The sequence below is a fragment of the Pseudomonas sp. 18173 genome, from assembly GCF_050432945.1.
Classification (GTDB): Bacteria; Pseudomonadota; Gammaproteobacteria; order Pseudomonadales; family Pseudomonadaceae; genus Aquipseudomonas.
Genome location: NZ_JBKFTN010000019.1, coordinates 49,345 through 74,156, shown reverse-complemented (window position 1 = coordinate 74,156; position 24,812 = coordinate 49,345). Strand labels below are relative to the sequence as shown.

The following is a 24,812-nucleotide window of genomic DNA, read 5'->3' as shown; positions in this document are numbered from 1 at the left end:
TACTTAGTCAGCAAGACGAATCAGAGAAGAAATTAGCCCGTGCATCGAGTCATTCTCAGGTAAACACGCAACTATTGGCTTAAGCTTGGAAAGCTTGGCTTTTAGCTTTGTTTTGTTACCCTTTATGCCCGTTGCTACAATGGCAAGAATCTCCTCAATCTGAGCTACAAACTCCGGCGACCTAGTACTATGCAGCTCAAACTTTTCTTCTAAAATATCATTCGATTGCCAGCCAACTGGCACGTCGGATAGCTCTGCATAAATTTCTCCAGCTGTATCCTTCCTGAGCGTAAGTAACTCGACACTACTATTGCCGACAGTTCCAACTATGAGGGGGGAATGCGTAGCCAAAAAAATATGACAACCTCTTCGGTGACTTACCGCTGCCATCAGATCATCAATATACTCTCTCTGCCACCTAGGATGCAGTGCGCTTTCCGGCTCATCTATTAAGATAAGTGTATTATCCTGGATCCGGAGCGCCAACGTTGCAAGTGTAGAAAATAGTCCCCATTGGCCTGCGCTAAATTGCTCAATACTAAAGTGATCGCTAATGCTTTCTCTAAAGTCTTTTGGGGACTTAAAATTCAAAAAACCAAATTTATAGGCGAGTGCTAAACACTCTGATAATTCTGGGTTAACTTCGAGCCCGGCAAATAGATCTAATCGCACGACTGGTCTTTTGGAATGAGCATACCCGAGCGCATCCTCCACCATTGATTTTTCTAAGCCTGTGAGTCGATCCATCAATCCAGCTTTCCGTGTATTTGGCTTGTAATGCTCATTAAATCTCGACATCACCGGACTTAATTCAACATCAAAGGTAGTTGGCACGCCTGTTTTTTTTGATACCCGTTCAATTAGCCTGCGTACGGATTCTTCAGGATTAGGATTCAGAAGGACGGAGCCGGTTAAGGCTTGTAGGCTTTGATTGCGGCTGACAATATTCTGATTGTGTTTCGGTCCAATGTACTCATAGTTTTCAGCGGAGTAACGGCCATCAATTCGGTCCTCTCCATGTCGTTTTTTTGTAGGGAACCGGTCATTAGGGATCGCCGACAGCGCAATAACCTGCGAAGGTAGGCTTGAAAAAATCGTTGAAGCTGAGGGGTATCGGTTCCGGCGCCTTTGCTCAGGATCTTGGATCGAGTCATCTAATAACGCACGTAACAGTGTGCTTTTCTTAGTGCCATTTTCACCGAGAATTATTGTTACTTTGTTCTCTAGGTCAGGCGCGCTTGGAATAACTACTTTACAAGCGCTGCCCGGTATCTGAAAGCCTAAGACCTCCATGCTCACATATCCTCAAAAATCTGGCGTTAAGACCCTGCGCGCCACGCAACAACGGTGACGACATGAAAAAATGCGGATCAATGATCGTTGAGATTGATAAAGATGTGTAGCCAAATTTTTACACCTACCCTTCGGCTGAGGCTGCCGCTTCCAATCTGCCGGTATCGGTCAATCTTTGTCATTAACGAAGGGCTGCTATTTGGTCCTTTGCTGCCTGTCCCGAATGTTTGAACACGCAGGCGACAGCAGTCATTCCGGCGCCATCATCACTGCTAGTGCCATCTTGATGAACTCTTCGTTTCGGTCTATTGCTGTGAGAGCGCCACGAACGTTTGCCGCCACCTCAGAGGCGCCTCGTTTCTCTACCCAGTTTGTAAGCTCCATGATGGCGGCTTCTAAGGCGAGCTGATTTTCGTTGATCTTGAACAGCAGGGAAGGCAGCAGGTCTGAGTTTGGCATTGTGTTTCCTCCGTGGAGAGGAAAGGGTAGCAGGGTGTTGTATTAACACGTTCAATCTTCAGCCGATCACCTAAGATAAGCGGAAAGCGGCCCAGAACAAGCGTTAATACACCCATAACTCTTCTGCGTTGAAGGGACGAAGTGAAGTTGTGACAGCGATGTAAGTGGTTGAGACGGATTTGAATGACTAGCTGTTTCAGTGACGAGCTGATTGGGGATTATGAATAGCAAGGCGAACGATTAGTCATTGGCTCAATCGAGCGCCTTGTCTTTGCCCTCAGCAGGGTTACCACTTAACAGAGAAAACCTGTCGTAGATCTTCAATAGCTTCTTCTGCCAGTGGCGCAGGCTTAGGATTGCTCATCATCCAAAGCTTTGCTGTTTCCTCAAGTTCTTCCAGAGCAAAGCTTGCTTTAGAGACAGAGCTTTCCCAAACAACAGGACCCAAGCGCTCCAGCATGACGCCTCGAACGTTGTTGGCCAATTGCGCCACTTGTGCCGCCACGTCGGGAGAGCCGGGACGCTGATAAGCGATCAATGGGATATGGCCAACCTTCATGATTTGGTAAGGGGTCAATGGTGGAAGGATGTCGTCCTTGGCCCAGACCCCGGCGAGCGTTAAAGCTACGAGCGAGGTCGAATGAGTGTGAACCACTCCGTTGACTTCAGGGTTGCGGTCGTACACCTGGCGATGCAATTCCAAGGTCTTCGACGGTTTGCTGCCCGAGACCCAAGTGCCGTCCTTGCTGACTTTTGCGATCTCTTCTGGCTTCAATCTTCCCAAGCAGGCGTCGGTGGGAGTGATCAACCAGCCATCTTCTAGGCGTGCGCTAATGTTGCCTGCGCTGCCCACGGTGTAACCGCGTTCATAGAGGCTTTTCCCGACGATGCAAATTTCTTCGCGTAGTTGTTCTTCGGTGCTCAACTTGTGCTCTCCTGGAGAATTGATGCGAGGCCAGTGCTGAGGCCAGAAATTGAAGGGGTGGTTTCGGCTGATTCTGATCGCAGTTTCAGGATCGGCGATTTGTGAGCAAAAGAGCCGCTCAAGTGCTGCTTCATCAAATGCGCGGCTTCCAGGTTGTTGCCCTGTTCCACCAGTTCGATCATCCGAATGTGCTCGGTACATTGTTTATAGAGGCGCTTGCGGTCGATCATCGAGCGGTACTCGATGAGCCGCCGCATGTTGTTCATCTGGACCAGAATCATGTGATAAAGCGGGTTTCCCGAGAGCTTGATGAACTCTTCGTGGAAGCGAATACCGTTTTTTAAAAGGACATCCGCCGGCAGGTTATCGATGCCACCATTGAGCATGTCCTGCTGCTCCTTTTTTAGACGTTGGAGCTTGGCCAAGTCGTGCAGGTAAGTAGGCTCCAGCAGTGCCGCTGGCTCGATCAAAGAGCGCACTTTGTAGATTTGTTCGAGGGTTTCCGGTGTCTTCGCCACATCGAGAAAACGCCAGCCGTAACCTGGTTTCGGTTCAGCCCACCCGACTTTGGCGGCGCGATTCAGAATGTCGATGACTTGGGCTTTGGTCAGGTCATAGCGAGTGCGCAGAAACTGCTCCGTCACTTCGCTCGGGATTGCGTTATTCAACCAGTCTTCCGAGAGTCGGTAGTATTCATCCGGCTCTTCAAGGGGAAGTACCTCGTCTTGGATCTGCGAAGGATCCTGCACTGATTCCAGTACGAAGAACCCGCGATTGGGCAGCTGCTCAAGCACAGTCTGTTCCGAGAGCAATACCAATGCTTCGCGTGCCGGAGAGCGAGAGACGTTGAATTCGTTGGCGACTTTTTGTGCGCTCAAGTGAGCGCCCAGTGATAGCTCACCGGTCTGGATTTTCTGCCGGATCTCGGCAGCGATTCGTTGTACGAGGGCGCTTGAGGCCATATCTGTGATCACTTACGAAATGGGGTGGCGACAAATACAAACCGGTTGAACCGGAATGTGAGATCCGATGAGGCATACCTCAATTCGATCAGGTTTTGCCGCGCTTGACTACTTTTTAACGTGCCATTATGCAAAATATTGCATTGTCGATATCGCTACATCTTGAAGTGTTGAACCATCGAATTCAGCTCAAGGGCCAGCAAACCAAGGGATTGAGACGCGCTGGTGGTTTGTTGTGAGCCTGTCGCTGATTGAACAGAGAGGTCTCGGATATTGAGCAAGTTCTGGTCGACCGAGCGTGCCACATTGGCTTGTTCCTCAGTCGCCGTGGTGATCATCAAGTTTCGTTGGTTGATGTCATCGTTGGCGGCCACGATTTCTGCCAATGCGCTTTGGGTGGACTGCGCTAGGGAGAGAGTGAGGCGGGTGTTCTCACTGCTGCTGCGCATAGTCGACACGGCAGTATCAGTGCCGTTCTGAATCCCGCTGATCATGTCTTCAATTTCTCGCGTGGACTGCGAGGTACGATGAGCGAGTGCGCGAACTTCATCGGCAACCACGGCAAAACCCCGTCCAGCATCGCCCGCCCGCGCAGCTTCAATAGCAGCGTTCAGCGCCAACAGATTGGTTTGCTCAGCTATCGTGCGAATTACGTCCAGAACCTTGCCAATGCCTTGTGCTTGATCCGCCAGACCTTCCACTTGTTTTGAACTGAGTTGCACGTCTCGGGTGAGTGTTTCGATTGCACCGAGGGTTTCCACCATGCGCTGTTGACCGCGAAGAGCAATGTCCCGGGAAGCCAGCGACAACTCTGAAGTAGACAGCGCATTACGCGCCACTTCCTCAATGGCAGCTGTCATCTCATTGACCGCCGTGGCTGCCTGTTCGATCTCCGCATGTTGCTGGAGAATGTCGTGGCCTGACGCCTCTGTAACCGTATTTAGTTGAGCGGTAGCGGAGGTCAGTTGCTTCGACGAACCGGAGATTTGGCTCAGGGTTTTGATCAGGTTGTTCTGCATCGTCGACAGGGATTCGAGCAGGCGAGTGGCTTCATCATTACCGGTCGGTTCGATGGGCTTACTCAAATCACCTTCGGCAATTGTTCTCGCCGCTCTTACGGCTTCATTCAGCGGTGCAGTGATGCTGCGGGTCAGTAACCACGCCACCAGGATTGTGCCGATACCAACCAAAATGATGACCAGCACCACTCCTCTCACAGCACGTTGATAGGCATCGATTGATTGATTACCCGCGGCTTCTGCTCCTTGGTTCGAGCGATCAATTAGGTCATCAAAGTTTTTGGTCATCTGGTCGTACGAGTCTCTGATGGTCATCAAAAACTCCCTCGCACCAAGCTTGTCGCCTTGCCGAGATAGCTTGAGTAATTCGAGGTGATTCTTCGCATACACCTCCAGGCTGGCGTTGAACGCGCTCAAACGGCCCTTGTCTTCATCGCTGGTCAGCAACTGAGCATAGGTTTGCATTTGCTCCCGGACTTGCTGCAACCGCCCGGCAGTTTTGTCCTCGTAGGACTGCATGTCTTTTTCGCTGACCGAAAGAATGTGCTGCATCGATCCCATCCGATAGCGATTCAGCGCGGCATTAGCTGCACCCAACGCACGGACCCGCTGGAGCCAGTTGTCCTTGATTTGGATCGATTGATCCTGAACCTCGTCAATCTGCCGCAACGCGAATACCCCTAAAGCAACGCTCAGCGCGGCAATGATGAAGAACCCGAGAACCATTCGACTGGCGATTGAGAGGTGTCTTGGCAGCATGAGCATTATCCCTTCGGCAGAGTAGTGCGATCCGGGTCTTGGCCGGATGCGTGTATTTGTGCTGACTAAAATAGCATTGCATTTTGGTGTGTCAATGTGCCAATATTTTTTGAGCGATTTTTCGAGACGGCTCACCTCAATGATTTGTTATCAAGGCAGAAACGCTGAGATTTAAAGGATTTAATCGAGCCGAGGTTGTTAGAGATACCAATCAGATTGCTTTGCTCTGATTGGTTATTTGCACGCTAATAACCATAAGCAGAATCAAGATTTCCTTTGCGTTCAATAATAAAACCCTGTTCGAGGAAGCATCTGTCATGCAGCGCAGAACCAAGATCGTGGCCACATTAGGGCCAGCAACAGAATCATTCGAAGCCATTGAGGGATTGGTGAAAGCTGGCGTCGATGTCGTGCGTCTGAATTTTTCCCATGGCAAGGCTGAAGATCACATTGCTCGTGCCAGATTGGTCCGTGAGTTGGCTGCCAAGCACGGTCGCTTCGTGGCGGTACTGGCGGATTTACAAGGTCCGAAAATTCGAATTGCGCGTTTTGCGGAAGGAAAGGTGATCCTCGATAAAGGTCAGCAGTTCGTTCTCGACGCTTCCCTGGACAAGAATGCGGGGGACAAGCAGCGAGTCGGTATTGACTACGAAGCTCTGATTACCGATAGCCGTCCAGACGACATACTGCTGCTTGATGATGGACGAATTGAGCTTAAGGTCTTGAAGGTCGAGGCCACGCAACTGATCTGCGAAGTTCTGGTCAGCGGGCCGCTATCGAACAACAAAGGGATCAACCGCAAAGGCGGAGGGTTGTCTGCATCGGCGCTGACCGAAAAGGACTTCGCCGATATCAAGACTGCCGCAGAAATGCAGGTGGATTATTTGGCTGTGTCGTTCCCGCGAGATGCTTCTGATATGGAGCTGGCTCGTCGGCTGCTGCATGAAGCAGGAGGGCAGGCAGGTCTGATCGCCAAGATTGAGCGCGCAGAAACCGTCAATGACCTACGTATTCTGGATGCGATCATTGAGGCGTCGGAAGGTGTAATGGTCGCTCGTGGCGATCTCGGTGTTGAGATTGGCGACGCAGAATTGGTTGCCGTGCAAAAGCTGATTATCGACCGTGCTCGCACACTCAATCGCGTGGTAATCACTGCGACGCAGATGATGGAGTCGATGATCACTCAATCGATGCCGACGCGCGCTGAAGTATTCGACGTCGCCAATGCTGTGCTCGATGGAACCGATGCAGTAATGCTTTCAGCTGAAACCGCAGCAGGCGCCTATCCGATTGAGACTGTTGAGGCCATGCACCGGATTATCATCGGCGCCGAAAAGCACCCTCAGTCCCATCGTTCCAAGCATCGGGTTGATCAAGTGTTTCACAAGATCGATGAGTCCATCGCCATGTCGGCAATGTATGCAGCGAACCATCTGCATGGCGTGAAAGCCATTATCTGCATGACGGAAAGCGGCGATACACCTCGTTTGATGTCGCGCATACGTTCACACCTCCCAATTTTTGCATTCTCTCGCAACCTGGCTACTCAGAATCGGGTCACGCTTTTTCGAGGTGTCACCACCATTCCATTCGACAGCGATGATTTCGCCCCGGAGTTGGTGAACGAGAAGGCGGTTGCGGAACTGACCAAACGTGGCGTCGTGAAGGCTGGTGATCACGTTCTGATCACCAAGGGCGACTACGCCAACGCCCAAGGCGGCACTAACTCCCTTCGAGTCGTGTGTGTCGGTGAAGCCATTCGCTGAGTGAGGAAGCACTGATGAGTGAGATTAATTCAGCAGACCAGGGCGCGACACATCACCTTGAAAGTGAATCGTGGCCAAGAGATTTCGATTTTCGTGAGCAGTACGCGGAGCAGCAGGAATTACTCAAGCCGCAGAGCGATGACACGTTAGCTTCGAACCATCCGAAGGGGGATAAACATGCTTAACAAGAACAGCCAAATTCAACAAGTCAGTGCTCGGGAAATCCTGGACTCGCGAGGAAACCCGACTGTTGAAGCTGTGGTAACTCTCGCGAATGGAGTTACTGCTACCGCCAGCGTCCCCTCCGGTGCCTCGACTGGTTCACGTGAAGCACTTGAGTTGCGAGACAACGCATCGCGCTACATGGGCAAAGGTGTCATGCGGGCGGTTGAGAATGTAAACAACCCGATCCGCGAATGCTTGATCGGACTGGATGCATTGAATCAGCGCGAAATCGACAATGTCATGATCGCCCTGGATGGCACAGAGAGTAAGAGCATCCTGGGCGCCAACGCGATTCTTGCCGTTTCGCTGGCGACAGCCAAAGCAGCTGCCAAGGTTCAGAATGTTCCCTTGTACGAACACTTGGCAGCGCTATACGGCACGCCGGGAAAATTCAGTATGCCGGTTCCGATGATGAACATCATCAACGGTGGTGAGCACGCCGATAACAACATCGACATCCAGGAGTTCATGATTCAGCCAGTCGGAGCATCGTCGTTCCGGGAAGGGCTTCGCGTGGGCGCTGAGGTGTTCCATTCCTTGAAGAAAGTTTTGTCGGAACGTGGCCTGAGTACTGCGGTGGGGGACGAGGGTGGTTTCGCTCCGTCACTGGCCTCCAACGAAGAAGCACTGGTTGTTATCAAGGAGGCAGTGAGTAGAGCGGGTTACGAACTGGGCAAAGACATTACCCTGGCACTCGATTGTGCGGCCTCGGAATTTTACGAGGGCGGTCAATATGTGCTCTCCGGAGAAGACCAGGCATTCAACTCGGCAGGCTTCGCCGATTACCTGGCGATGCTCTGTGACAAATACCCGATTATTTCTATTGAAGATGGGATGGACGAAAGCGATTGGGACGGCTGGGCAGGCCTGACTAAAAAGCTTGGTCATGTGCAATTGGTGGGTGACGACCTGTTCGTGACCAACACCAAAATACTGCGCGAAGGAATTCAGAAAGGGATCGGTAACTCGATCCTGATCAAGTTCAACCAGATCGGAACACTCAGCGAGACGCTGGACGCCATCCGCATGGCGCAGGATGCCGGTTATACCGCAGTGATTTCCCATCGTTCGGGTGAGACCGAGGACACCACAATTGCCGACCTCGCTGTCGCCACTTGCGCGGGTCAGATCAAAACAGGATCTCTGAGCCGCTCGGATCGTGTGGGTAAATACAACCGTTTGTTGCGCATTGAAGAGGCCTTGCAGGAGCGGGCGCCTTACAACACGGCTGCGCTTCTGAACAGGAAAGCCTGAATCATGCAGACCTCTTCGAACAAACAAAAATTGGTGATCGGCAATTGGAAAATGAACGGTAGTAGTGCTGCCAATGCGTCATTGCTGCGTAGCGTACTTCCTGTGATTTCACGCTTTGAAGGTGTCGAAATTGCAATCTGCCCGCCGTTTCCTTACCTGACCACCGTGGCTGATCTACTTGATGATTCAGACGTTTCGCTAGGTGCTCAGAATCTTAGCTCCCTGCTTTCAGGCGCTCATACCGGTGAGGTCAGTGCTTCGATGCTCCATGACATCGGCTGCCGCTTCGTGCTGGTCGGACATTCGGAACGCCGCGCACTTTATTCGGAGGACGATGACCTTGTGGCAAAGAAATTTGCTACGGCGCTTCGTGCTGGGCTCATTCCGGTTTTGTGTGTCGGCGAAACACTCGCTCAGCGCCAGTGCGGCGAAACGGAAGGTGTCGTCACTGCTCAGCTGAATGCGGTACTGAAGGCTGTTGGCATTCAGGATCTGGCTAAAGGCGTCATAGCCTACGAGCCAGTCTGGGCTATTGGAACTGGCGAAACTGCGACGCCAGAGCAGGCTCAAGCAGTGCATCAACACATCCGACAGTGGTTGGCTAAAGAAGACCGCGCAGCCGCCGTCGATTGCCGGATTTTGTACGGTGGAAGCGTGAAGGCCGACAACGCAGAGCAACTGTTCAATCAACCCGATATCGATGGCGGCTTGATAGGCGGAGCTTCTCTGGACGCGATGTCTTTCGCTGCCATTTGCTGGGCGGCTCAGGCAAACCCCGCGACCGAATCAATCGCAATCTGAATTCTTTTCAATGTGTACGTGCTGCTGTCCGTTTATTTCTTACGGGCAGCGCCTGGTGCATGCACAGAGGTATAAAAAATGTCTTTGAACAATCGACTTGAAGCACTGTTCCCGAGCGCTGACGAGATCCCTAACGCTTTCCGTCCAGGACCGGCCATCGAACAGCGAGAGTATCTCGTTAATGGTGAGCTGCAATTGTGGGACGGTCCATTAGCTCCGGTTCGTAGTCCCGTGTGTCTGAAAAAAGAGTCAGGATACGAGTCCGCAATTTTGGGCAGCACTCCGTTGCTGGATGCTCCAACTGCGATGATCGCATTGGATTCTGCGGTGCAGGCATATGATCGCGGTCAAGGTGCTTGGCCCACCATGCGTGTGGTTGAGCGTATTCGCCATGTCGAGGCTTTCCTCAAGCGCATGCGCGAACAACGCGAAGCCGTGGTGAAGTTGTTGATGTGGGAGATCGGCAAAAATCTTAAGGACTCAGAGAAAGAGTTCGACCGTACTTGCGATTACATCGTTGACACCATCAATGCGCTCAAGGAACTGGATCGTCGCTCCAGTCGCTTCGAGCTTGAGCAAGACACGCTGGGTCAAATCCGCCGCGTTCCTTTGGGCGTGACGCTGTGCATGGGGCCTTATAACTATCCCCTGAACGAGACGTTCACTACGTTGATCCCGGCTTTGATCATGGGTAACACCGTCGTGTTCAAACCCGCAAAGTTCGGTGTGTTGCTGATCCGGCCTTTGCTTGAAGCATTCCGCGACAGCTTCCCGGCTGGGGTCATCAACATCATCTACGGTAGCGGCCGAGAAACGGTCAGTGCTTTGATGGCCAGCGGTAAGATCGATGTCTTCGCTTTCATCGGTACCAACAAGGCTGCAAGTGATCTCAAGAAACTGCATCCGAAGCCTCACCGCCTGCGTGCCGCGCTTGGGCTAGATGCGAAAAACCCAGGGATCGTCCTGCCTGATGTCGATTTGGATAACGCAGTCGCGGAGGCTGTGACCGGGTCGCTTTCGTTCAATGGTCAGCGTTGTACCGCACTCAAAATCCTGTTCGTTCATGAAAACGTCGTGGACGCTTTCCTGGATAAATTTCAGTCGAAGCTTGCCCAACTGAAACCGGGCATGCCTTGGGAGGCAGGTGTGGCATTAACTCCACTGCCGGAGCCTGGCAAGACTGATTTTCTCACTGGTCTGGTAAACGATGCCGTGAGTAAAGGTGCCAAAGTAGTCAATGCTGGTGGCGGTGAAGTCTGCGAAACATTCTTCTACCCTGCCTTGCTGTACCCAGTGACTTCCGACATGCGGGTGTACCACGAAGAGCAGTTCGGGCCTGTAGTGCCGGTGGTGGCTTATCGTGATCTGGAGACAGTCATCAACTATGTCCTCGACTCAGATTTCGGCCAGCAGTTGAGTATCTTCGGCAACAACTCGGCGCAGGTTGGACGCCTAGTAGATGCGTTCGCAAACCAGGTGGGGCGTATCAACATCAACGCACAATGCCAGCGTGGGCCGGACAGCTTTCCATTCAACGGGCGTAAAAACTCAGCCGAAGGGACGCTGTCCGTCGACGACGCCTTGCGGGTGTTCTCCATCCGAACGCTGGTCGCCACCAAGTTCCAGGAGAACAACAAAGAGCTGGTCAGCGACATCATCCGAAATCGTGAGTCGAGTTTCTTGACCACTGATTACATCTTCTAGGGGGAGTGATGACTACGCGCTCTTTGATTATTCTCGACGGTGTCGGCATTCGTCAGGCAACTGACTCGAACGCTTTTGCAGCGGCCAAAAAGCCAACTTTTGATGCGCTGCTTGAGCGCTATCCGAACAGCCAGATCGAAACATCAGGTCTTGCAGTAGGCCTTCCTCAGGGGCAGATGGGGAATTCCGAAGTAGGCCATATGAACCTGGGAGCAGGTCGGGTGGTGTACCAGAGCCTGACCCGGATTGATAAAGCGCTCGCGGATGGAGAGTTCTCTAGCAACCCAGCGTTGCTGGAATTGCTCCAGGGAGTAAAGGCGCGCGATGGTGCTGTGCACGTCTTGGGCTTGCTTTCCCCTGGCGGTGTTCATGGCCATATCGATCAGATTGTCGCGGCATGCGGTTGCCTCGTTGAACAGGGTGTCGAAAAAATCTATGTGCATGGATTTCTAGATGGCCGAGACACTCCGCCTAAGAGCGCGCAGACATCGCTGGATGCATTGGAGAGTGAGTTCGCTCGCTTGGGCGCGGGACGGATTGTCTCGTTGGTCGGTCGTTACTATGCAATGGATCGCGATAACCGCTGGCCGCGGATCGAAACCGCTTACCGCCTGATTGTTTCGGCGAATGCTGAACATCAAGTTGCAACCGCCACTGAGGCGTTGTCTGCGGCCTACGAGCGTGGTGAATCGGATGAGTTCGTCAAGCCGACAACAATTGGGCAACCTGTCAGTGTCGGCCCTGATGACGCGATGATCTTCATGAACTTTCGACCTGATCGTGCTCGGGAATTGACCCAGGCATTGATCAAGCCTGAGTTCGAAGGGTTTGAACGACCTTTTGTTTTGCCAAGGGATCGGTTGCTGACATTGACCCGGTATTCCGACGAGTTGGACTGCCCATGCGCGTTCCCTCCGGAGGCGATCAGCAACAGTTTGGGGGAACACTTGGCGCTTCTTGGGAAGACGCAATTACGCATTGCTGAAACCGAGAAGTACGCCCATGTGACTTTTTTTTTCAACGGCGGTAGAGAGCAGCCTTTTGAGGGGGAGGAGCGAGTCCTGATTCCCTCTCCAGACGTTGCTTCCTACGATCTTCAGCCTGAGATGAGCGCTCCCCTTTTGACGGACAAATTGGTTAACGCTATCGCTGGTGGCGCATTCGATCTGATTGTTTGCAACTACGCCAACGGCGATATGGTGGGTCATACCGGCTCCTTTGACGCTGCCGTCAAGGCGGTTGAGGTGCTCGATGAGTGTCTGCGTCGGGTGGTGGAGGCAACCCTCGCCGCCGGTGGTGAATGCCTGATTACAGCTGACCACGGCAATGTCGAACAAATGCTCGACACCGAGTCTGGCCAAGCACACACAGCTCATACCTTGAATCCCGTTCCGCTGATTCTGGTCAGTAAACAACCTGGCCGAGAGGGACTGAAGAATGGCCGGTTGTGCGATATCGCTCCCACCTTGTTGCAGATGCTGAGCTTGCCGATTCCGTCTGAGATGGATGGCAACTCACTTCTTACCGTCTGATTGGCTTACAGGTGCCATCAGTGCATCGCCGCACCGACGATTGGTTTGGTCACCCCCGTCGAGGCGATGTGGCTTAACACGACTCGCTCATTTGAGCATGCGGGCATTGCCAGTTTTGGTAGTGCCTTTTTTTCTGGGCAATCGAGAGTTATGAAGTTATGGAATGGTTTCTCAATCCGGAAATCTGGATCGCGTTTTTTACTCTGACAGTTTTGGAAATTGTGCTGGGTATCGACAACATCATCATGATTTCGATTCTGGTCAGCCGCATGCCGAAAGCAATGCAGCCGAAAACTCGTTTTTTTGGCCTGGCCCTCGCCATGGTCACTCGTATTCTTTTACTGCTTTCCATCACCTGGATCATGCGTCTGACTGCTGATCTCTTCCATGTCTTCAATCAGGGGATATCAGGCCGTGACTTGATTCTATTCTTTGGAGGATTATTTCTGTTGTGGAAAAGTAGCAGCGAAATTTTCCAAGAACTCGAAGGTGGGGAAGAAGGGGAGTCAGAGTTTGGTAAAAAGGGGGCTGGCTTTCTGAGCACCATCATTCAGATCGCGATCATCGATATCGTCTTTTCTCTGGACTCGGTAATCACTGCGGTAGGTATGGTTTCCCACGTGCCAGTGATGGTCGCGGCCATTGTCGTCGCCGTGCTGATCATGATGCTGGCAGCTGGCGCGATCAGCGCGTTTATCGATAAGCATCCGAGTTTGAAAATGCTTGCGCTGGCGTTTTTGATTGTTGTGGGTTTCGTACTCATCGCGGACGCAATGGGGCAGCATGTGCCCAAAGGTTATGTTTACTTTGCCATGGCTTTCTCGCTTGCAGTGGAGGCTTTGAACATTCGGTTCAGAACGCTTAAGGCTGCATAAAATCGTGACAACAGGGCAAGGACGCCTGCCTTTACAGGCTTTTACTTTGACGAAATCGGATATTGGAACAATCGAGTGTTGCTCGGCTCAGAGCATGGCGCTAAGTAACACTCTGAGTTGGCTTCTATTTTGAAGGACTGCGATTACCTCTGTATTGCTTATGCGGGCAGAGAAGGGATAGATGTTAAGGTTTTGTAAGTGCTGATACTTCCACCGGAATACTGACTGGGGCCTCTCTGCCCATTGAGATCCATTCCGTTGACTCCGCCTCTTTTTACATCGAATAGACAGGCTTCTGAAATGTGCAGCTAACGCGCATGAGGCCAGATGGTTTGGATGATGCCAAACCAGTGGCGCAGCTATTGTTTTTGGCGAATGATGTCCGTTGGAAGGCATGGGGCATCGAAACGGGTACATCGTCCTACGTCAAATTTCTAAAAGTGACCGCTGGCAGGGAGGCCTAGATGTGGGCTGACGTCGATACAAAGCAAGATTTTTTGAATTACTCGGAGGTCGCCGATCTAGTGATCGATGTGATTCGAGATCCCAATATGAGACCGGTAACTGTCGGCGTTTTCGGATCCTGGGGCACTGGCAAATCGACGCTGTTGAACTTGATTGAGGATGGGCTGAACCCCCATCAGGAAAAGCCCGAGTTTGTTGTAGTGCGGTTTGATGCTTGGCTTTATCAAGGGTTTGACGACTCTCGTGCCGCTCTAATGGAAGTGATTGCATCCACGTTGATGGACGTATCACTAACGTCTCCGTCTCTACTGGGGAAAGCAAAGAAGCTGGTTTCTCGCGTCAAGAAAATGCGGCTCTTAGGTCTTATGGTCGAAGGCGGTGCGCTCGCCATGGGGGTGCCTGCCTTTGGTTTTGGCGCAAAGGGTGTTGAGGCACTCAACAATCTTTTCTCCGGTGATGTCGATAGCGACTCTGTTGCCACATTGAAAGAAGAGGGAGGCAAGGCTAAAGAGCACTTTTCCGATTTGCTTGCAGATGAAAAGCAGAACACGCCGCCCAAGCAGATCGCCGCGTTCAGAGAAGAGTTCGCAGACGTGTTGGAAGGCCTCAACAAGACCCTTGTTGTGTTCGTCGACAACCTGGACCGTTGTCTGCCCGCGCAAACAATTCACACGCTGGAAGCACTGCGTCTTTTCCTTTTCATGGGCCATACCGCTTTCGTGGTTGCTGCGGACGAAGACATGGTCCGCCATTCAGTCAGTGAGCACTTCAAGGACCCTGGCGACCGGCACGTCACCGATTACCTAGACAAGCTGATTCAGGTACCGGTCCGTGTCCCGAAATTGGGAGTCCAAGAGGTGAGGGCATATCTTTTTCTGCTCTTCGCCTCCGCTGGTAAAAATGCCACTGCTGACAGCCTTGAAAGCCTCAGAGCCGGTCTCGAAGAAAACCTTCGCCAAGCATGGAAAGACGAGCCAATCAGCACAGAAAAAGCGTTAAGTCTTCTCGGCTCAGGTGTGCCGAAAGAGGTCACCGAGGCTTTTCCCATTGCTGATCGCATCGCTCCAATGCTTGCCAACTCGACGTCGGTTTCGGGAAATCCCCGAATCGTGAAGCGTATGCTTAACGTGGTGCGCATGCGCGCCCGTGTTGCAAAGTTACGGAAGATGCCTGTGGATGAGGCATTGATTGCGAAGATCGCCTTGTTCGAACGATGCATGGAAGAAAAAGCGATTGCGCATTTGTATTCCATCATCAATACCGCAGCAGGAGGAAAACCCGAGATATTGGCATCACTGGAAACCCTCCTTGAAGACCCAGACAAATTTAAGGCTGCGTCCCCTGAGGTGTGGAAAGAGAAGGGCGATTTGCTAAGGGAGTGGTTAACTCTAGAGCCTCCACTGGCCAACATCGATCTTCGCCCAATTGTTTACCTAAGCCGTGAAACCACTCCGTTGCGAGTCCTCCGCGCAGGATTGTCAGCAGACGCAGCCAACGCATTGGGCATTTTGAAACGGACCAATAACACGTCCTCCCCGTCCGCCATTTCCGCAATTCAGAGTGTTCCTGTGTCGGAGCGTGGATTGCTTATGGCTCAACTCATTGAGTCAATGCGGCCGCATTCTGATTGGTCTCAAAAAGCGCTCGGTTTCGACGGAGCACAGCTACTCGCAGAGCACTCCGCCGACGCAGGTGCTCTTCTGTCTGACTTCATCCATACAGTGATGCCAGGAAAGCTCAAACCGTGGCTCAACGCCAAGGTGAAGGGTGCCGCTTGGTTCAAACCAAAAGAGTCGAAGTGATATGGGGACTTCTACATCGAGTAAAGGGCCTGGGGGAAATTCACCGTACGTCCCAGGATGGGTAGATACGGATGGTCAGCCGGCAATACCTGAGGCTCCCCCACAGCGCTTTAAGGACTTCCGCACCAACCTGGGGAGATTCGTCGCCAGCGGCGACGGTGACTACCTCCGCTCCGCAGTGAGCAGCTATGCAGGTGCGGCGACTGGTGGCAGCGCGATTGGTCCTGCCAGGTTTGGGTCAATGGCAGGTGCGGGCGGAGCGTTGTTTGGCGCAATGGCCGCATTTCGCGAAGGGCAGTCGTTGCCTGGGCTTGATTTGGCTTCACTCAATGGTCAAGACACCGATCTTGCCATCAGCGTTATTGTGCAGGCCCTTGCCACTGAAGACGGTGATTCTGATCGAGTTCGAGTGGCTATGAATGAAGCGCTCTCAGAGTGTCTCCAAGGCTACGACGAATTCGATTTTTCGAGCATCACGGATGAGATGCTGGTGCAGATGATGCTGGTCTACGTGACCAATTGTGTCTTCAGTCAGGTGGTTCTGGACTCGAACGATGCGTTCGCAAAGGCAAAGTCAGCCGGTCAAGTGGAGCAGGCTGAAAAGGACTTACATTCACTAGTCGAGTCGGTCACTGACAAGCACATGCGTCCTTTGCTGAGTGGAAATTTGAAAGCATTCTCTTCCGCCCGAGTTGAGCAGGTGCAGCTTCTGGCTATAAAGGAAGTCTGGAGTGAGTGGGAGAGCTACGAACAGTGAAGCATCTTATCTTTCAGCATGAACCTCATTTACTGCCCCCACCCTCGGATAATGTGATTCCAGTACTAATGTACGGCAGTCGACCTCACGCTCGCGGAACCTGTTCCATTGGTGGGCCAGTAAGAGCTGCGGTAAGGCGTTTAGGCGCACCTGTGAGTAGGGTTGGTTTCGACTTGCTGACCATTGCGATGGCAGTCACCGCCGCAGATACGTTTGTTGATAAAGCTGATGCTGATGACGGGTGGGCACGGGCTCTGCGTTTATCGATTCCGATAGCTGATCCAGATCGTTGGCAACCAGCTGTACCTTTACTTCAGAAGGCCCTCCATTTTCTCAGTGGGGACATCTGGGAGATTGAGCTGCTGCCAGACGGGCCGCGTCAGCTAAATGCGCAGAATCGAGGCCGAATAACAGTCATGGCGGGCCATGATTGCGTGAGTCTCTTTTCGGGTGGCATGGACAGCGGGATTGGAGCGCTGGATCTGCTGGCCACAGGGCGCCGCCCTCTATTGATCAGCCATGCCTATAGAGGCGATTCAGAGAAGCAGATCGCGATCCGTGATCAGCTTCCTATCAACGTTTCCAGATTCGCTGCTGTAGCCCACCCTATCTCATGGTTGGGTACTCAGACCGATGTTCAGATGCGTACGCGAAGCTTTAACTTTCTCGCATACGGAGCGCTCGTAGGATCGACCCTTGCGCAGCTCCGGGTTGCTGGTCCTCCAGTGGAGTTGTACGTCCCTGAGAACGGATTGATCGCCCTCAACCCACCAATGACGCGAAGACGCATTGGTGCGCTCAGTACCAGAACAACCCATCCTCACTTCTTGGAGTTGTTTCAACAAGTACTGGATACCGTTGGCCTGCCAGTGAAGGTCGTAAATCCATACTCGCTGAAAACCAAAGGTGAAATGTTGCTGGAGTGTTTGGATCAGGCCACCCTCAAGCAACTGGTATCCGAGACAGTCTCGTGCGGTAAATGGAAACGAACACACGTGCAATGTGGCAAATGTGTTCCCTGCATCATCCGGCGTGCTTCTTTCCATGCAGCTAACATGGTCGATGCTACAAACTACAACACCAAGGGGCGCGACCTTGCTGCTGTGCTGAACGACAGCACCGCTAGAGATGACCTTATGGCAATGATCCTAGCCGCGCGGCGACTACCTAAAGTTGACGCCGCCAGGTGGGTTCCCCAAGCTGGTCCGTTGCCTACAGAACGCCATACTCGCGATAACCTGATCGACGTGGCTGCAAGAGGTATGAAGGAGGTAGGAACTTACCTGGATAGCCTTGGGCTTCTCTGAATGTGCGCAGCTCTCATAGACATCTAAATGTCGGAAAATGACCATCTCAGAGGTGAACGCTGATGAGATGGTCTGGAGAGTAGTAGTTGTATCATCAATAATACGCTGAGCTAAACGGGTGGATGATTTTCGCCAAGATCGTCCAGCATTGCAGCAAGCATACGTTGAGAAAAATCACGAAACTGACGAGATGTCATTTGCTCAGAGAATTTTTGCATTGCTCTGATTTGGTCTGAGTGCTTCCGCAAAGCTTGCTCTCTAGCGACAAGTTTGTCTGACAGAGAAAGATTTGATAGTTCATCTTCGGCTTGCTGGATGTAGTGATCGGGTGACTGATCTCCATGATGCCCAAGCTGTTGTTTTAGTTTTCGTCGCCGCATATTATCTCGTCGATTCGGGCTGTGAGTCGCAGTGTTCAACCCTGATTCAAGTAGTAAAGTGTAATCGTTGCTTCTATTTTGCGCGAATAGATGCCGAAGTTGGTGTGGATGAGCTTTTTCAGTAATTCCACTATCTTTGCGTAGTTTCGAGAAAATGTTAGTTATGTAGTTTGTACAAAGCGGCTTTCCTGTTCTGGCAGATATGAAAAGAAAACCATGGTCATTCGATTTTCCAATTGTTTTTTTTATTACTATGCGTCTTGAGTTTTTAATGTATTCATGAGCAATTTCCAGTGTGGATCGAGGGACTGTTACTTCTCTGTACTCAAGTTGGCCATGCTTTAGTGTGGTAAGTGTTAAGCCGTTGGGGGATGAGAAATTGTTCAGTGCATCCAGTATGTCAGCCACCATGATGGGAGCAGTTTCTCCTCTACGAGAACCTGATGCCTCCATCATTTCAATTATCAGGAAATTACGTTGGGATAAAAACGAAGATGAAGATTTGCAAGTAGCTTCCTTTAAGGCTTTTAGCGCATCAAACCCAATTGCGACGCCATGCCCAGGGTCTGATGACCTTGGGAGATTTTCTATAGTCCAGCGGGATCGGGAGGAATAGGGGGCATCATTATAATTTCCATTAGGTAGAATTCTTTCAGCGCGGATTACGCCGGTTTTACCAACGAAATTTTCTCGCCCCACATGAGTCCCGATAAACTCAAGAAAATCAAGGCTCATAAATATAATGTCGATCTGTTGATTTTCTGAGCGGAGCTTTGAGCCATCTGCGGAAACTGCTTTGAGTGTAAGCATGAAATGTTGGAAACGATTATCTGTGAAGTGAAGGAATGATATCTGATTGTTATAAGCGTATTGGATTATGTGGCTAAGGAGTGATAGATACGCCCTAACCGTTCCCCCGTTGTTTATGAGTGAATAACCACGCGAATAAAGCTCAAAGACAAACATGTTCGCGAAATAGCAAATTGAGCCATTAGGTAATCGAATTATTGGGAGTGATCCTGCATTCGTCATTTCAACACCCCCATCTGGCAGAACTACACCTGGCAGTTCAAAGTCAGGGGAGACGGACGTGATCATTGTTACTGGGGCTCTGCGCATGCCGAACTCCAAAATTCAGTAAGATCTAAGGTGGAGATCAAGGTGTAAATTTCCCCTCGATCTTTCAAGTAAACAGGTTTGATTAGCTCTGGAGGTAGGTATGCAACCCGCTCGTACATTTGCATTACTTTTCGATGAACATATGACAAACGCAAAATATGCTCCTCTAGATGTTTTATATTTTCTTGGTGGCGTTTGTTTTTCTCTTGTAGAGATCTCACAGTATCGGCTCGCTCTGGCGGCGGCGGAGGTTCAGAACTCAGTTTTTTGAGAACCCGCTGTCGCAATTTGTCTATGGCACTAAATCCACCAGGGATGACTATGTCGGCAGCAGACTTAAATGAATTCAAGGAGCAACCAATTATTTGATTTTCAGGGTCGCTGAGTTTTGCGAACTTTTGCTGCGTGATTAACGCATCACGTATCATCTGCATCGTCTCGTGTTTTTCAGGGGCTTTAAGAATGTCTATGAGCAGGCAGAATTTCTTATGGACGGATGCGGTATCTGTTTTTTTCATATTCTAATCATCCAAGTCTGTAACTTTTACCAGAAGAGTAAACTTGTGTATCACACTTCCGTCTTTATCTTTGATGTCAAAAAAACTTGGATCCAGGGAGATTTCTCCTTGTCTTAGATAACAAAGCAGATCGTACTCAATATTTTCTCCGCGCAAATACTCCTCAAAAGTTGGCTCTAGCTCCACTAGATTTTCGGACGAAAGATAAGCAAGGTCTTCGTTTATCTCTTTTGAGGTTTTGATATGAATAGCCTTCGTGTTGTAATCAAGTTTGAGCTTTTTCATGAGGCTGTCGATATTCTGGATGGGATTGTTGACGCTATCTGCCACGGCTTTATGTAGGGCGTATGCCTTCGCTTCATTCATTGCTCGACCGCCCACGACCTCTGTTACATAGCGATAAAAGCTGGAAAGATCGGTGTGCCCTAACATCCAAGAGATAGCAGGGGTCTTGAACTCACTAGAGGAATTGAAGAAAACCATCGCAAAAAAACGACGAAGTTGGTGTGGGCGGACGTAATGACGACGACGTACTCCATCTTCGCCTACCACACATTCAGATTGAAAGTAATCTGATGCCATATCGAAGCTATCATATATTCCCATCTCAGAACCATTTGTTACTCTCCCATCGTGACGGTTTATTGATTGGAATAGGTGGCGTTTAGAGGGGGTAATTCCTAACTCTGCAAGTTTTTTGTTGAATTGTTGAAAGGAATAAATAATTTTCGCGACGACACGGGGTATTGGTCGGCTGATGGTTTCGCGTTGATCTCCAGCTCCTGTTTTTGCTGGTTGAAACTCTAAATTATATTGAATATTCTGGTTCTTTTTGTTGTTCGGGTTTACGTCTGGCTTCAAGCATGTTTGTGAATCTAATCTAATAAGCTCAGAGCGGCGACGTGCAGATAAAGAGCATATGGTGATGCATGCGGCGCCCACCAGTACTTGATATAGTTCACTCAGGCCCACTCCATTTCTTAAGTCAGAATAAAATGAAGGTGAGTTTCTATACAGCGACCAACGAGTAGGTGAGGGAAAATCAGAGTCGAGGGTTGTTAAAGGTTTATAGCTTTCATTAATTGATAGCTTCTTGGTCGCACCATTTAATTGATGCTTCTGTAACGCACAAAGCATATGTTCGAGAATGTTGTCGGTGTGACAAATAATAAACTCCAAGCTGTTGTGTAGGACGCTTCCTATTACCTCCAATGGGAGAGTAGAAAAACGCCCGTCAGGCTTTCTGGTACGGCCAGCTAAAATACTTTTAACGGAAAGAGATAAAATTGCCTGCTTGTCTATATGGAAACTATCATTGGATTCGAATGACTGCGCCTTACGCAGAGTGTCTATATATACTCTAAGCTCTTTATTGCATAAGCCTTCATGGTAGCCCCGCCTAACTTCGACGGCATCAAACTCTGTCGCATAATATTCACGTCCAGCATCGAGTTCTTCAAAGCGAGTAGGACGTTGATTCATGCCGTGCAAAGTATCCTTATATAAAACTCTCAGTAAGTCTGAGTTGTTCAATACAAGGGCTCCCCGATTTGCTCGATACCAGCCTTTTTTCCAGAAAATGTAATGAGCGCGAACAATTTCATCTTCGGTCAAGTTTAAGCGTCGCGTCGATTCAGGAGCCAAGTACTTTAACCGAGGCTCTATTTTTATTGCCTCTGCAAAGTCGTGCTCATTTATGGATTGTATTTCTTGCCTGATATATTTCTCTGTTCTTGATGGAAAGTTGTATACGGCTTCGTTAATGGGGAGGTCTGCTACAAGTGTTAAAAAGTAGGTATAGTCATTTTTATTAATAATTCCGAGATCGTATTCCGAGACCTTGAAGCGTTCGACATTAAGTAAAATCCAGTCTGCTACGTAAAGCGCTTTCGTAAGCAGTGATTGTGCGTACGTTGGCTTATAAAAGCTTCCATTAAATCTAGGATGAACTTGAATGGCCATCATGTATCTAATGAACGCCAAGAGCTTTCTGTTTTTTTGATGTGTAAGGAGTAGACCGTTTGGTAGGCGTACCCGGAAGTCAATTGTTCGTACATAAACCCCCCCGTGACCATCCGGAAGCTCCTGGTGCCACACGTCATGGCTATATTCTGTGCCTACAGCAAACCAATAAGGATGAAAAATGGTTGTACCTACAGTGAGTGTCGAGAATACTTGGTCTCGAATTTGGTCATGAGTATGCAAGTTTCCTGGATTGTTAAACTTCTCCAAGAGGGCTTTGGCTTCTTCCGGGGAGATATTTGGTTGTTCAATTTTTGGTTTAATTACCATATACTACCCTATTCAGCCGTTCTGCAATTTCAAAGGAGGGTTGAGTTGTTTTCAATAAATATGCCGCCGCCATGGAGCAGGTTCCACCTAGCGCTCCCTCATTCGCCAACTCCCCAGCTATTCTGACTAGGCATGCTATTCGATACCACTTCATTGCTGTATTTGTTACTTTTTTGGATGTGGCAATTGCATCAGTGACCATCTCGTATAGAGAAAGCAATACGATCAATTTTTCTTTGTTTAAGCTGATGTAAATTCTATCGCTCGCGTTAGCTTCGTCAGTATTTGAATTTTTTTCGCGGGTGGCGTTTATCTCAAAATCGTAGTCCGGCCGAATGTTCTGAAGGAACCAGTCAAGTTCTTGTTCATTATTGAAGTCCATGCATTTCAATAAGTAGGGGCTGTTCTTCATGACTTCATAGATAATTGCGTTCTGAAATTGCCTAATCCATCGGTCCATTATGAAGTGCCGGACCGCTGGCGGTATGTAGATGGTTATAAGTCTCCCGCTATTTTGGGAGTGACCTGCTTCTTTAGAAACTGCGCTTTCACTCAATGAAGCTAAGTACTTTATGACTAGCTGATCTGCACGAGCAGTTCTCAGCGTCAGTCTATGAACCAACATGGGAGTATGTTCATTTGCAGGAGCCGCTTCGACTCCAGTAAGAAGGTTACGTTTGAATATATGTGTTTCATTTAGGTACTTCAAGGATGGTATAATTTTCATCCGAGTCGGCGCAGCTAGCCCGGTTCCACATCCCATCAATAGATACCGCCAATCATCTCCTCCTGATTTTTTTAAATATAGGCGTGCCTCTGATGTGAGTTTTACTATTGTTTTGAATAGCTTCGTCGATTTATGGCTTAGCGATATGATTTGAATTTTATTGGCACGCGCTTTTCGGCTGCGTGCTTTATATCCTTTTCCAGCTTGTGTAAAGCCGGTCATCTTCCCTTTTTTGTTGTATAACTCAAATGCTGAGAACCATGAAGGTGTGATTTGCGGGTGCTCTATATTTAGAAGATACAAAAAAGGCAGTAAGGTTTGAGATCTTAGGGTGTATACGGAGCTTTGGATGACTTCGGAGGGGATGTTTAAATCGTCTAAAAGTTGTTTGTTGAAATATGGGCTCTTATGCCAAGTGGCGCATAGATCTGCTGCCGAGACACAGTCAATATTGGCGGGGTTATCATCGTGAGAAATGACTTTCCCTCGTTTTGCGGCGTTTATTGAGCGCCGATAGCGTGCAAGTTCCTGAGCGCAAGTTTTTCTGCACACTTTAATGATGTAGTCGCGATTTTGCTCAAGTGCACTCTTTAAAGCGTCTAATGCGTCGTCGTCTTTTAGCGTTAGAGGTATAGGGGTCAACGTTTTATCATATTCAACAGTTTTGCTATAAACTGAGGTGTTAAAGTTAGGCGCTATTATCTGATACGCAGGCTCGGCAACGAAAATAGAGCCTGCGAGCACCTTTTCAAAAATTCCAACTATCCTAGCCCAAGTTTTGTAGTAGCTCTTAAGATCGTTCTCTGAGGCTATCGCTTTCAGCAGCCCATATGTGAAGCTCTTTTCTGTGAAGTTGTTAACTTTCAAGGGGGCCTTCAGATCTTGAAGCTCCTTATTTGTGCTGTAAGACAAGTACAGTGAGTTGTTAATGAATTTCAAGCACTCGGTATAGCTTTTTACTGAGTGATGGCTGTATCTGGATAGCTTCTTTGTAATTCTTGCCAGATAATAGTTTGTTAGGGTTTTTCCATACTGTAAGTAAAATTTAGAGAGGTTAATAAATGTAAGCTCTCCCGATTGGCATGGGATGAACCAACCCTGGTAATAAATGCGTTTGTCTTCGTCCTTAAGAGTTGATTCATATGTGGTAATGGAGTTGTTTATGCGTCGTGTTGAATTTGTACCCTGTAGCTTATTAGGCGTCAGAGGAAACCCGAAACACAAAGAAAGCATTTTAAGGATGGCGCAATAAATGCCGGATGCAACTTTTCGTGGATATGTGGCTTCTTGCAAAAGAAAGCCTTCGAATCCCTCTAGAAGTGACTCCGCTTTTTCTTGGGAGGTCACGCTATCAACTTCAAGTCGACGCATGGAAATGTCTAGGAATGCGTTCATTAACCCGGAATTACGGGGCCACAATCTGCTGATCTTTGGATTAAGTGCGATCCCTTTTTCTAATATGATTACCGCTTCGCTACTGATAGCCAGCCGAGGAAACCCTGTGATGAAATTAGTAGCGATCATAGAAGAATTAGGTGATTGAGATTCACAATATGGAACAGTGAATTTTTTTGTCTGTCAACTATGAAGTTTGATTGTTTGGAGGTGTGCGAGGGTTTTGGTTTTTTCCTAAGGTTTTGTAGTTTTGGCAGATAATTTGCAGTTAGAATTTTTGCAGGATGGTTGTTTGCTTATTATGTGGTTGACGGTTTTCTTAATTTTATTTTTTCACACTTTTTTGATTGTTAATTCATTGTGTTAAAGGTTTTGTGTTTTTTTGGTCTGGGTTATTTGTACACAATAAAATTTATCATTGATACATTGTTTATATATAATATCAGTGGATATGCATGCGTCTTTTGATAATCGTC

Annotated in this window: 19 protein-coding genes and 1 pseudogene; 10 read left to right on the top strand and 10 right to left on the bottom strand. The window is 49.5% G+C overall.

What is annotated here, in order from left to right:
• Positions 1 to 3: 3 nt before the first annotated feature.
• The 6 genes and pseudogenes from ACLD1X_RS20810 to ACLD1X_RS20785 all read right to left on the bottom strand — a co-directional run.
• The gene (locus ACLD1X_RS20810; RefSeq protein ID WP_429370832.1) at positions 4 to 1,293 is read right to left on the bottom strand and encodes an AAA family ATPase; all 1,290 of its coding nucleotides are present in this window, start codon (positions 1,291 to 1,293) and stop codon (positions 4 to 6) included.
• Between the two features lie 249 nt (positions 1,294 to 1,542).
• On the bottom strand, positions 1,543 to 1,752 hold the full coding sequence (locus tag ACLD1X_RS20805; RefSeq protein ID WP_429370830.1) for a hypothetical protein: 210 nt from the start codon (positions 1,750 to 1,752) through the stop codon (positions 1,543 to 1,545).
• A gap of 286 nt (positions 1,753 to 2,038) precedes the next feature.
• Positions 2,039 to 2,677, bottom strand: coding sequence for an aldolase (locus ACLD1X_RS20800; protein ID WP_429370828.1), 639 nt, complete (start codon positions 2,675 to 2,677; stop codon positions 2,039 to 2,041).
• The gene (locus tag ACLD1X_RS20795; RefSeq protein ID WP_429370826.1) at positions 2,674 to 3,639 is read right to left on the bottom strand and encodes a GntR family transcriptional regulator; all 966 of its coding nucleotides are present in this window, start codon (positions 3,637 to 3,639) and stop codon (positions 2,674 to 2,676) included. The genes ACLD1X_RS20800 and ACLD1X_RS20795 overlap by 4 nt, the downstream gene beginning before the upstream one ends.
• Before the next feature lie 155 nt (positions 3,640 to 3,794).
• Positions 3,795 to 4,658: a methyl-accepting chemotaxis protein gene (locus tag ACLD1X_RS20790; protein ID WP_429370935.1), complete on the bottom strand. Its 864-nt coding sequence runs from the start codon at positions 4,656 to 4,658 to the stop codon at positions 3,795 to 3,797.
• Positions 4,656 to 5,417: pseudogene (locus ACLD1X_RS20785) on the bottom strand (MCP four helix bundle domain-containing protein); the annotation flags it as partial. The pseudogene ACLD1X_RS20785 and the gene ACLD1X_RS20790, both read right to left, overlap by 3 nt.
• 317 nt (positions 5,418 to 5,734) lie before the next feature.
• Between ACLD1X_RS20785 and pyk the strand changes: the two are divergent.
• The 10 genes from pyk (at position 5,735) to qatC (ending at position 17,905) form a co-directional block, all read left to right on the top strand.
• Positions 5,735 to 7,183 carry a pyruvate kinase gene (pyk, locus tag ACLD1X_RS20780; protein ID WP_429370824.1) on the top strand — a complete coding sequence of 483 codons (1,449 nt, stop codon included), beginning with the start codon at positions 5,735 to 5,737 and terminating at the stop codon, positions 7,181 to 7,183.
• Positions 7,184 to 7,197: 14 nt separating this feature from the next.
• Entirely contained in the window at positions 7,198 to 7,368 is a 171-nt protein-coding gene (locus ACLD1X_RS20775; protein WP_429370822.1) for a hypothetical protein, read from the top strand.
• Positions 7,361 to 8,662 carry a phosphopyruvate hydratase gene (gene eno / locus ACLD1X_RS20770; protein ID WP_429370820.1) on the top strand — a complete coding sequence of 434 codons (1,302 nt, stop codon included), beginning with the start codon at positions 7,361 to 7,363 and terminating at the stop codon, positions 8,660 to 8,662. Before ACLD1X_RS20775 ends, eno begins: the two co-directional genes overlap by 8 nt.
• A gap of 3 nt (positions 8,663 to 8,665) precedes the next feature.
• Positions 8,666 to 9,463, top strand: a complete 798-nt coding sequence (gene tpiA / locus ACLD1X_RS20765) for a triose-phosphate isomerase (RefSeq protein ID WP_429370818.1) — start codon at positions 8,666 to 8,668, stop codon at positions 9,461 to 9,463.
• Positions 9,464 to 9,541: 78 nt separating this feature from the next.
• Entirely contained in the window at positions 9,542 to 11,167 is a 1,626-nt protein-coding gene (locus ACLD1X_RS20760) for an NADP-dependent glyceraldehyde-3-phosphate dehydrogenase (RefSeq protein ID WP_429370816.1), read from the top strand.
• Positions 11,168 to 11,175: 8 nt separating this feature from the next.
• Positions 11,176 to 12,699: a 2,3-bisphosphoglycerate-independent phosphoglycerate mutase gene (gene gpmI, locus ACLD1X_RS20755; RefSeq protein WP_429370814.1), complete on the top strand. Its 1,524-nt coding sequence runs from the start codon at positions 11,176 to 11,178 to the stop codon at positions 12,697 to 12,699.
• A gap of 158 nt (positions 12,700 to 12,857) precedes the next feature.
• Positions 12,858 to 13,574, top strand: a complete 717-nt coding sequence (locus tag ACLD1X_RS20750; RefSeq protein WP_429370812.1) for a TerC family protein — start codon at positions 12,858 to 12,860, stop codon at positions 13,572 to 13,574.
• Positions 13,575 to 14,038: 464 nt separating this feature from the next.
• Positions 14,039 to 15,841: a KAP family P-loop NTPase fold protein gene (locus tag ACLD1X_RS20745; protein ID WP_429370810.1), complete on the top strand. Its 1,803-nt coding sequence runs from the start codon at positions 14,039 to 14,041 to the stop codon at positions 15,839 to 15,841.
• 241 nt (positions 15,842 to 16,082) lie between these two features.
• Positions 16,083 to 16,598, top strand: coding sequence for a hypothetical protein (locus tag ACLD1X_RS20740; RefSeq protein ID WP_429370808.1), 516 nt, complete (start codon positions 16,083 to 16,085; stop codon positions 16,596 to 16,598).
• Positions 16,577 to 17,905: a Qat anti-phage system QueC-like protein QatC gene (gene qatC, locus ACLD1X_RS20735; RefSeq protein ID WP_429370806.1), complete on the top strand. Its 1,329-nt coding sequence runs from the start codon at positions 16,577 to 16,579 to the stop codon at positions 17,903 to 17,905. Before ACLD1X_RS20740 ends, qatC begins: the two co-directional genes overlap by 22 nt.
• 110 nt (positions 17,906 to 18,015) lie before the next feature.
• Here qatC and ACLD1X_RS20730 read toward each other — a convergent pair whose 3' ends face one another.
• The 4 genes from ACLD1X_RS20730 to ACLD1X_RS20715 are packed head-to-tail and all read right to left on the bottom strand — an operon-like array spanning position 18,016 to position 24,312.
• Positions 18,016 to 19,404, bottom strand: coding sequence for a tyrosine-type recombinase/integrase (locus ACLD1X_RS20730; protein WP_429370804.1), 1,389 nt, complete (start codon positions 19,402 to 19,404; stop codon positions 18,016 to 18,018).
• Positions 19,386 to 19,922, bottom strand: coding sequence for a hypothetical protein (locus ACLD1X_RS20725; RefSeq protein ID WP_429370802.1), 537 nt, complete (start codon positions 19,920 to 19,922; stop codon positions 19,386 to 19,388). Before ACLD1X_RS20725 ends, ACLD1X_RS20730 begins: the two co-directional genes overlap by 19 nt.
• A gap of 3 nt (positions 19,923 to 19,925) precedes the next feature.
• Complete coding sequence (locus ACLD1X_RS20720) at positions 19,926 to 22,214, bottom strand: hypothetical protein (RefSeq protein ID WP_429370800.1); 2,289 nt, start codon at positions 22,212 to 22,214, stop codon at positions 19,926 to 19,928.
• Positions 22,204 to 24,312, bottom strand: coding sequence for a hypothetical protein (locus tag ACLD1X_RS20715; RefSeq protein WP_429370798.1), 2,109 nt, complete (start codon positions 24,310 to 24,312; stop codon positions 22,204 to 22,206). The genes ACLD1X_RS20720 and ACLD1X_RS20715 overlap by 11 nt, the downstream gene beginning before the upstream one ends.
• Positions 24,313 to 24,812 lie beyond the last annotated feature (500 nt).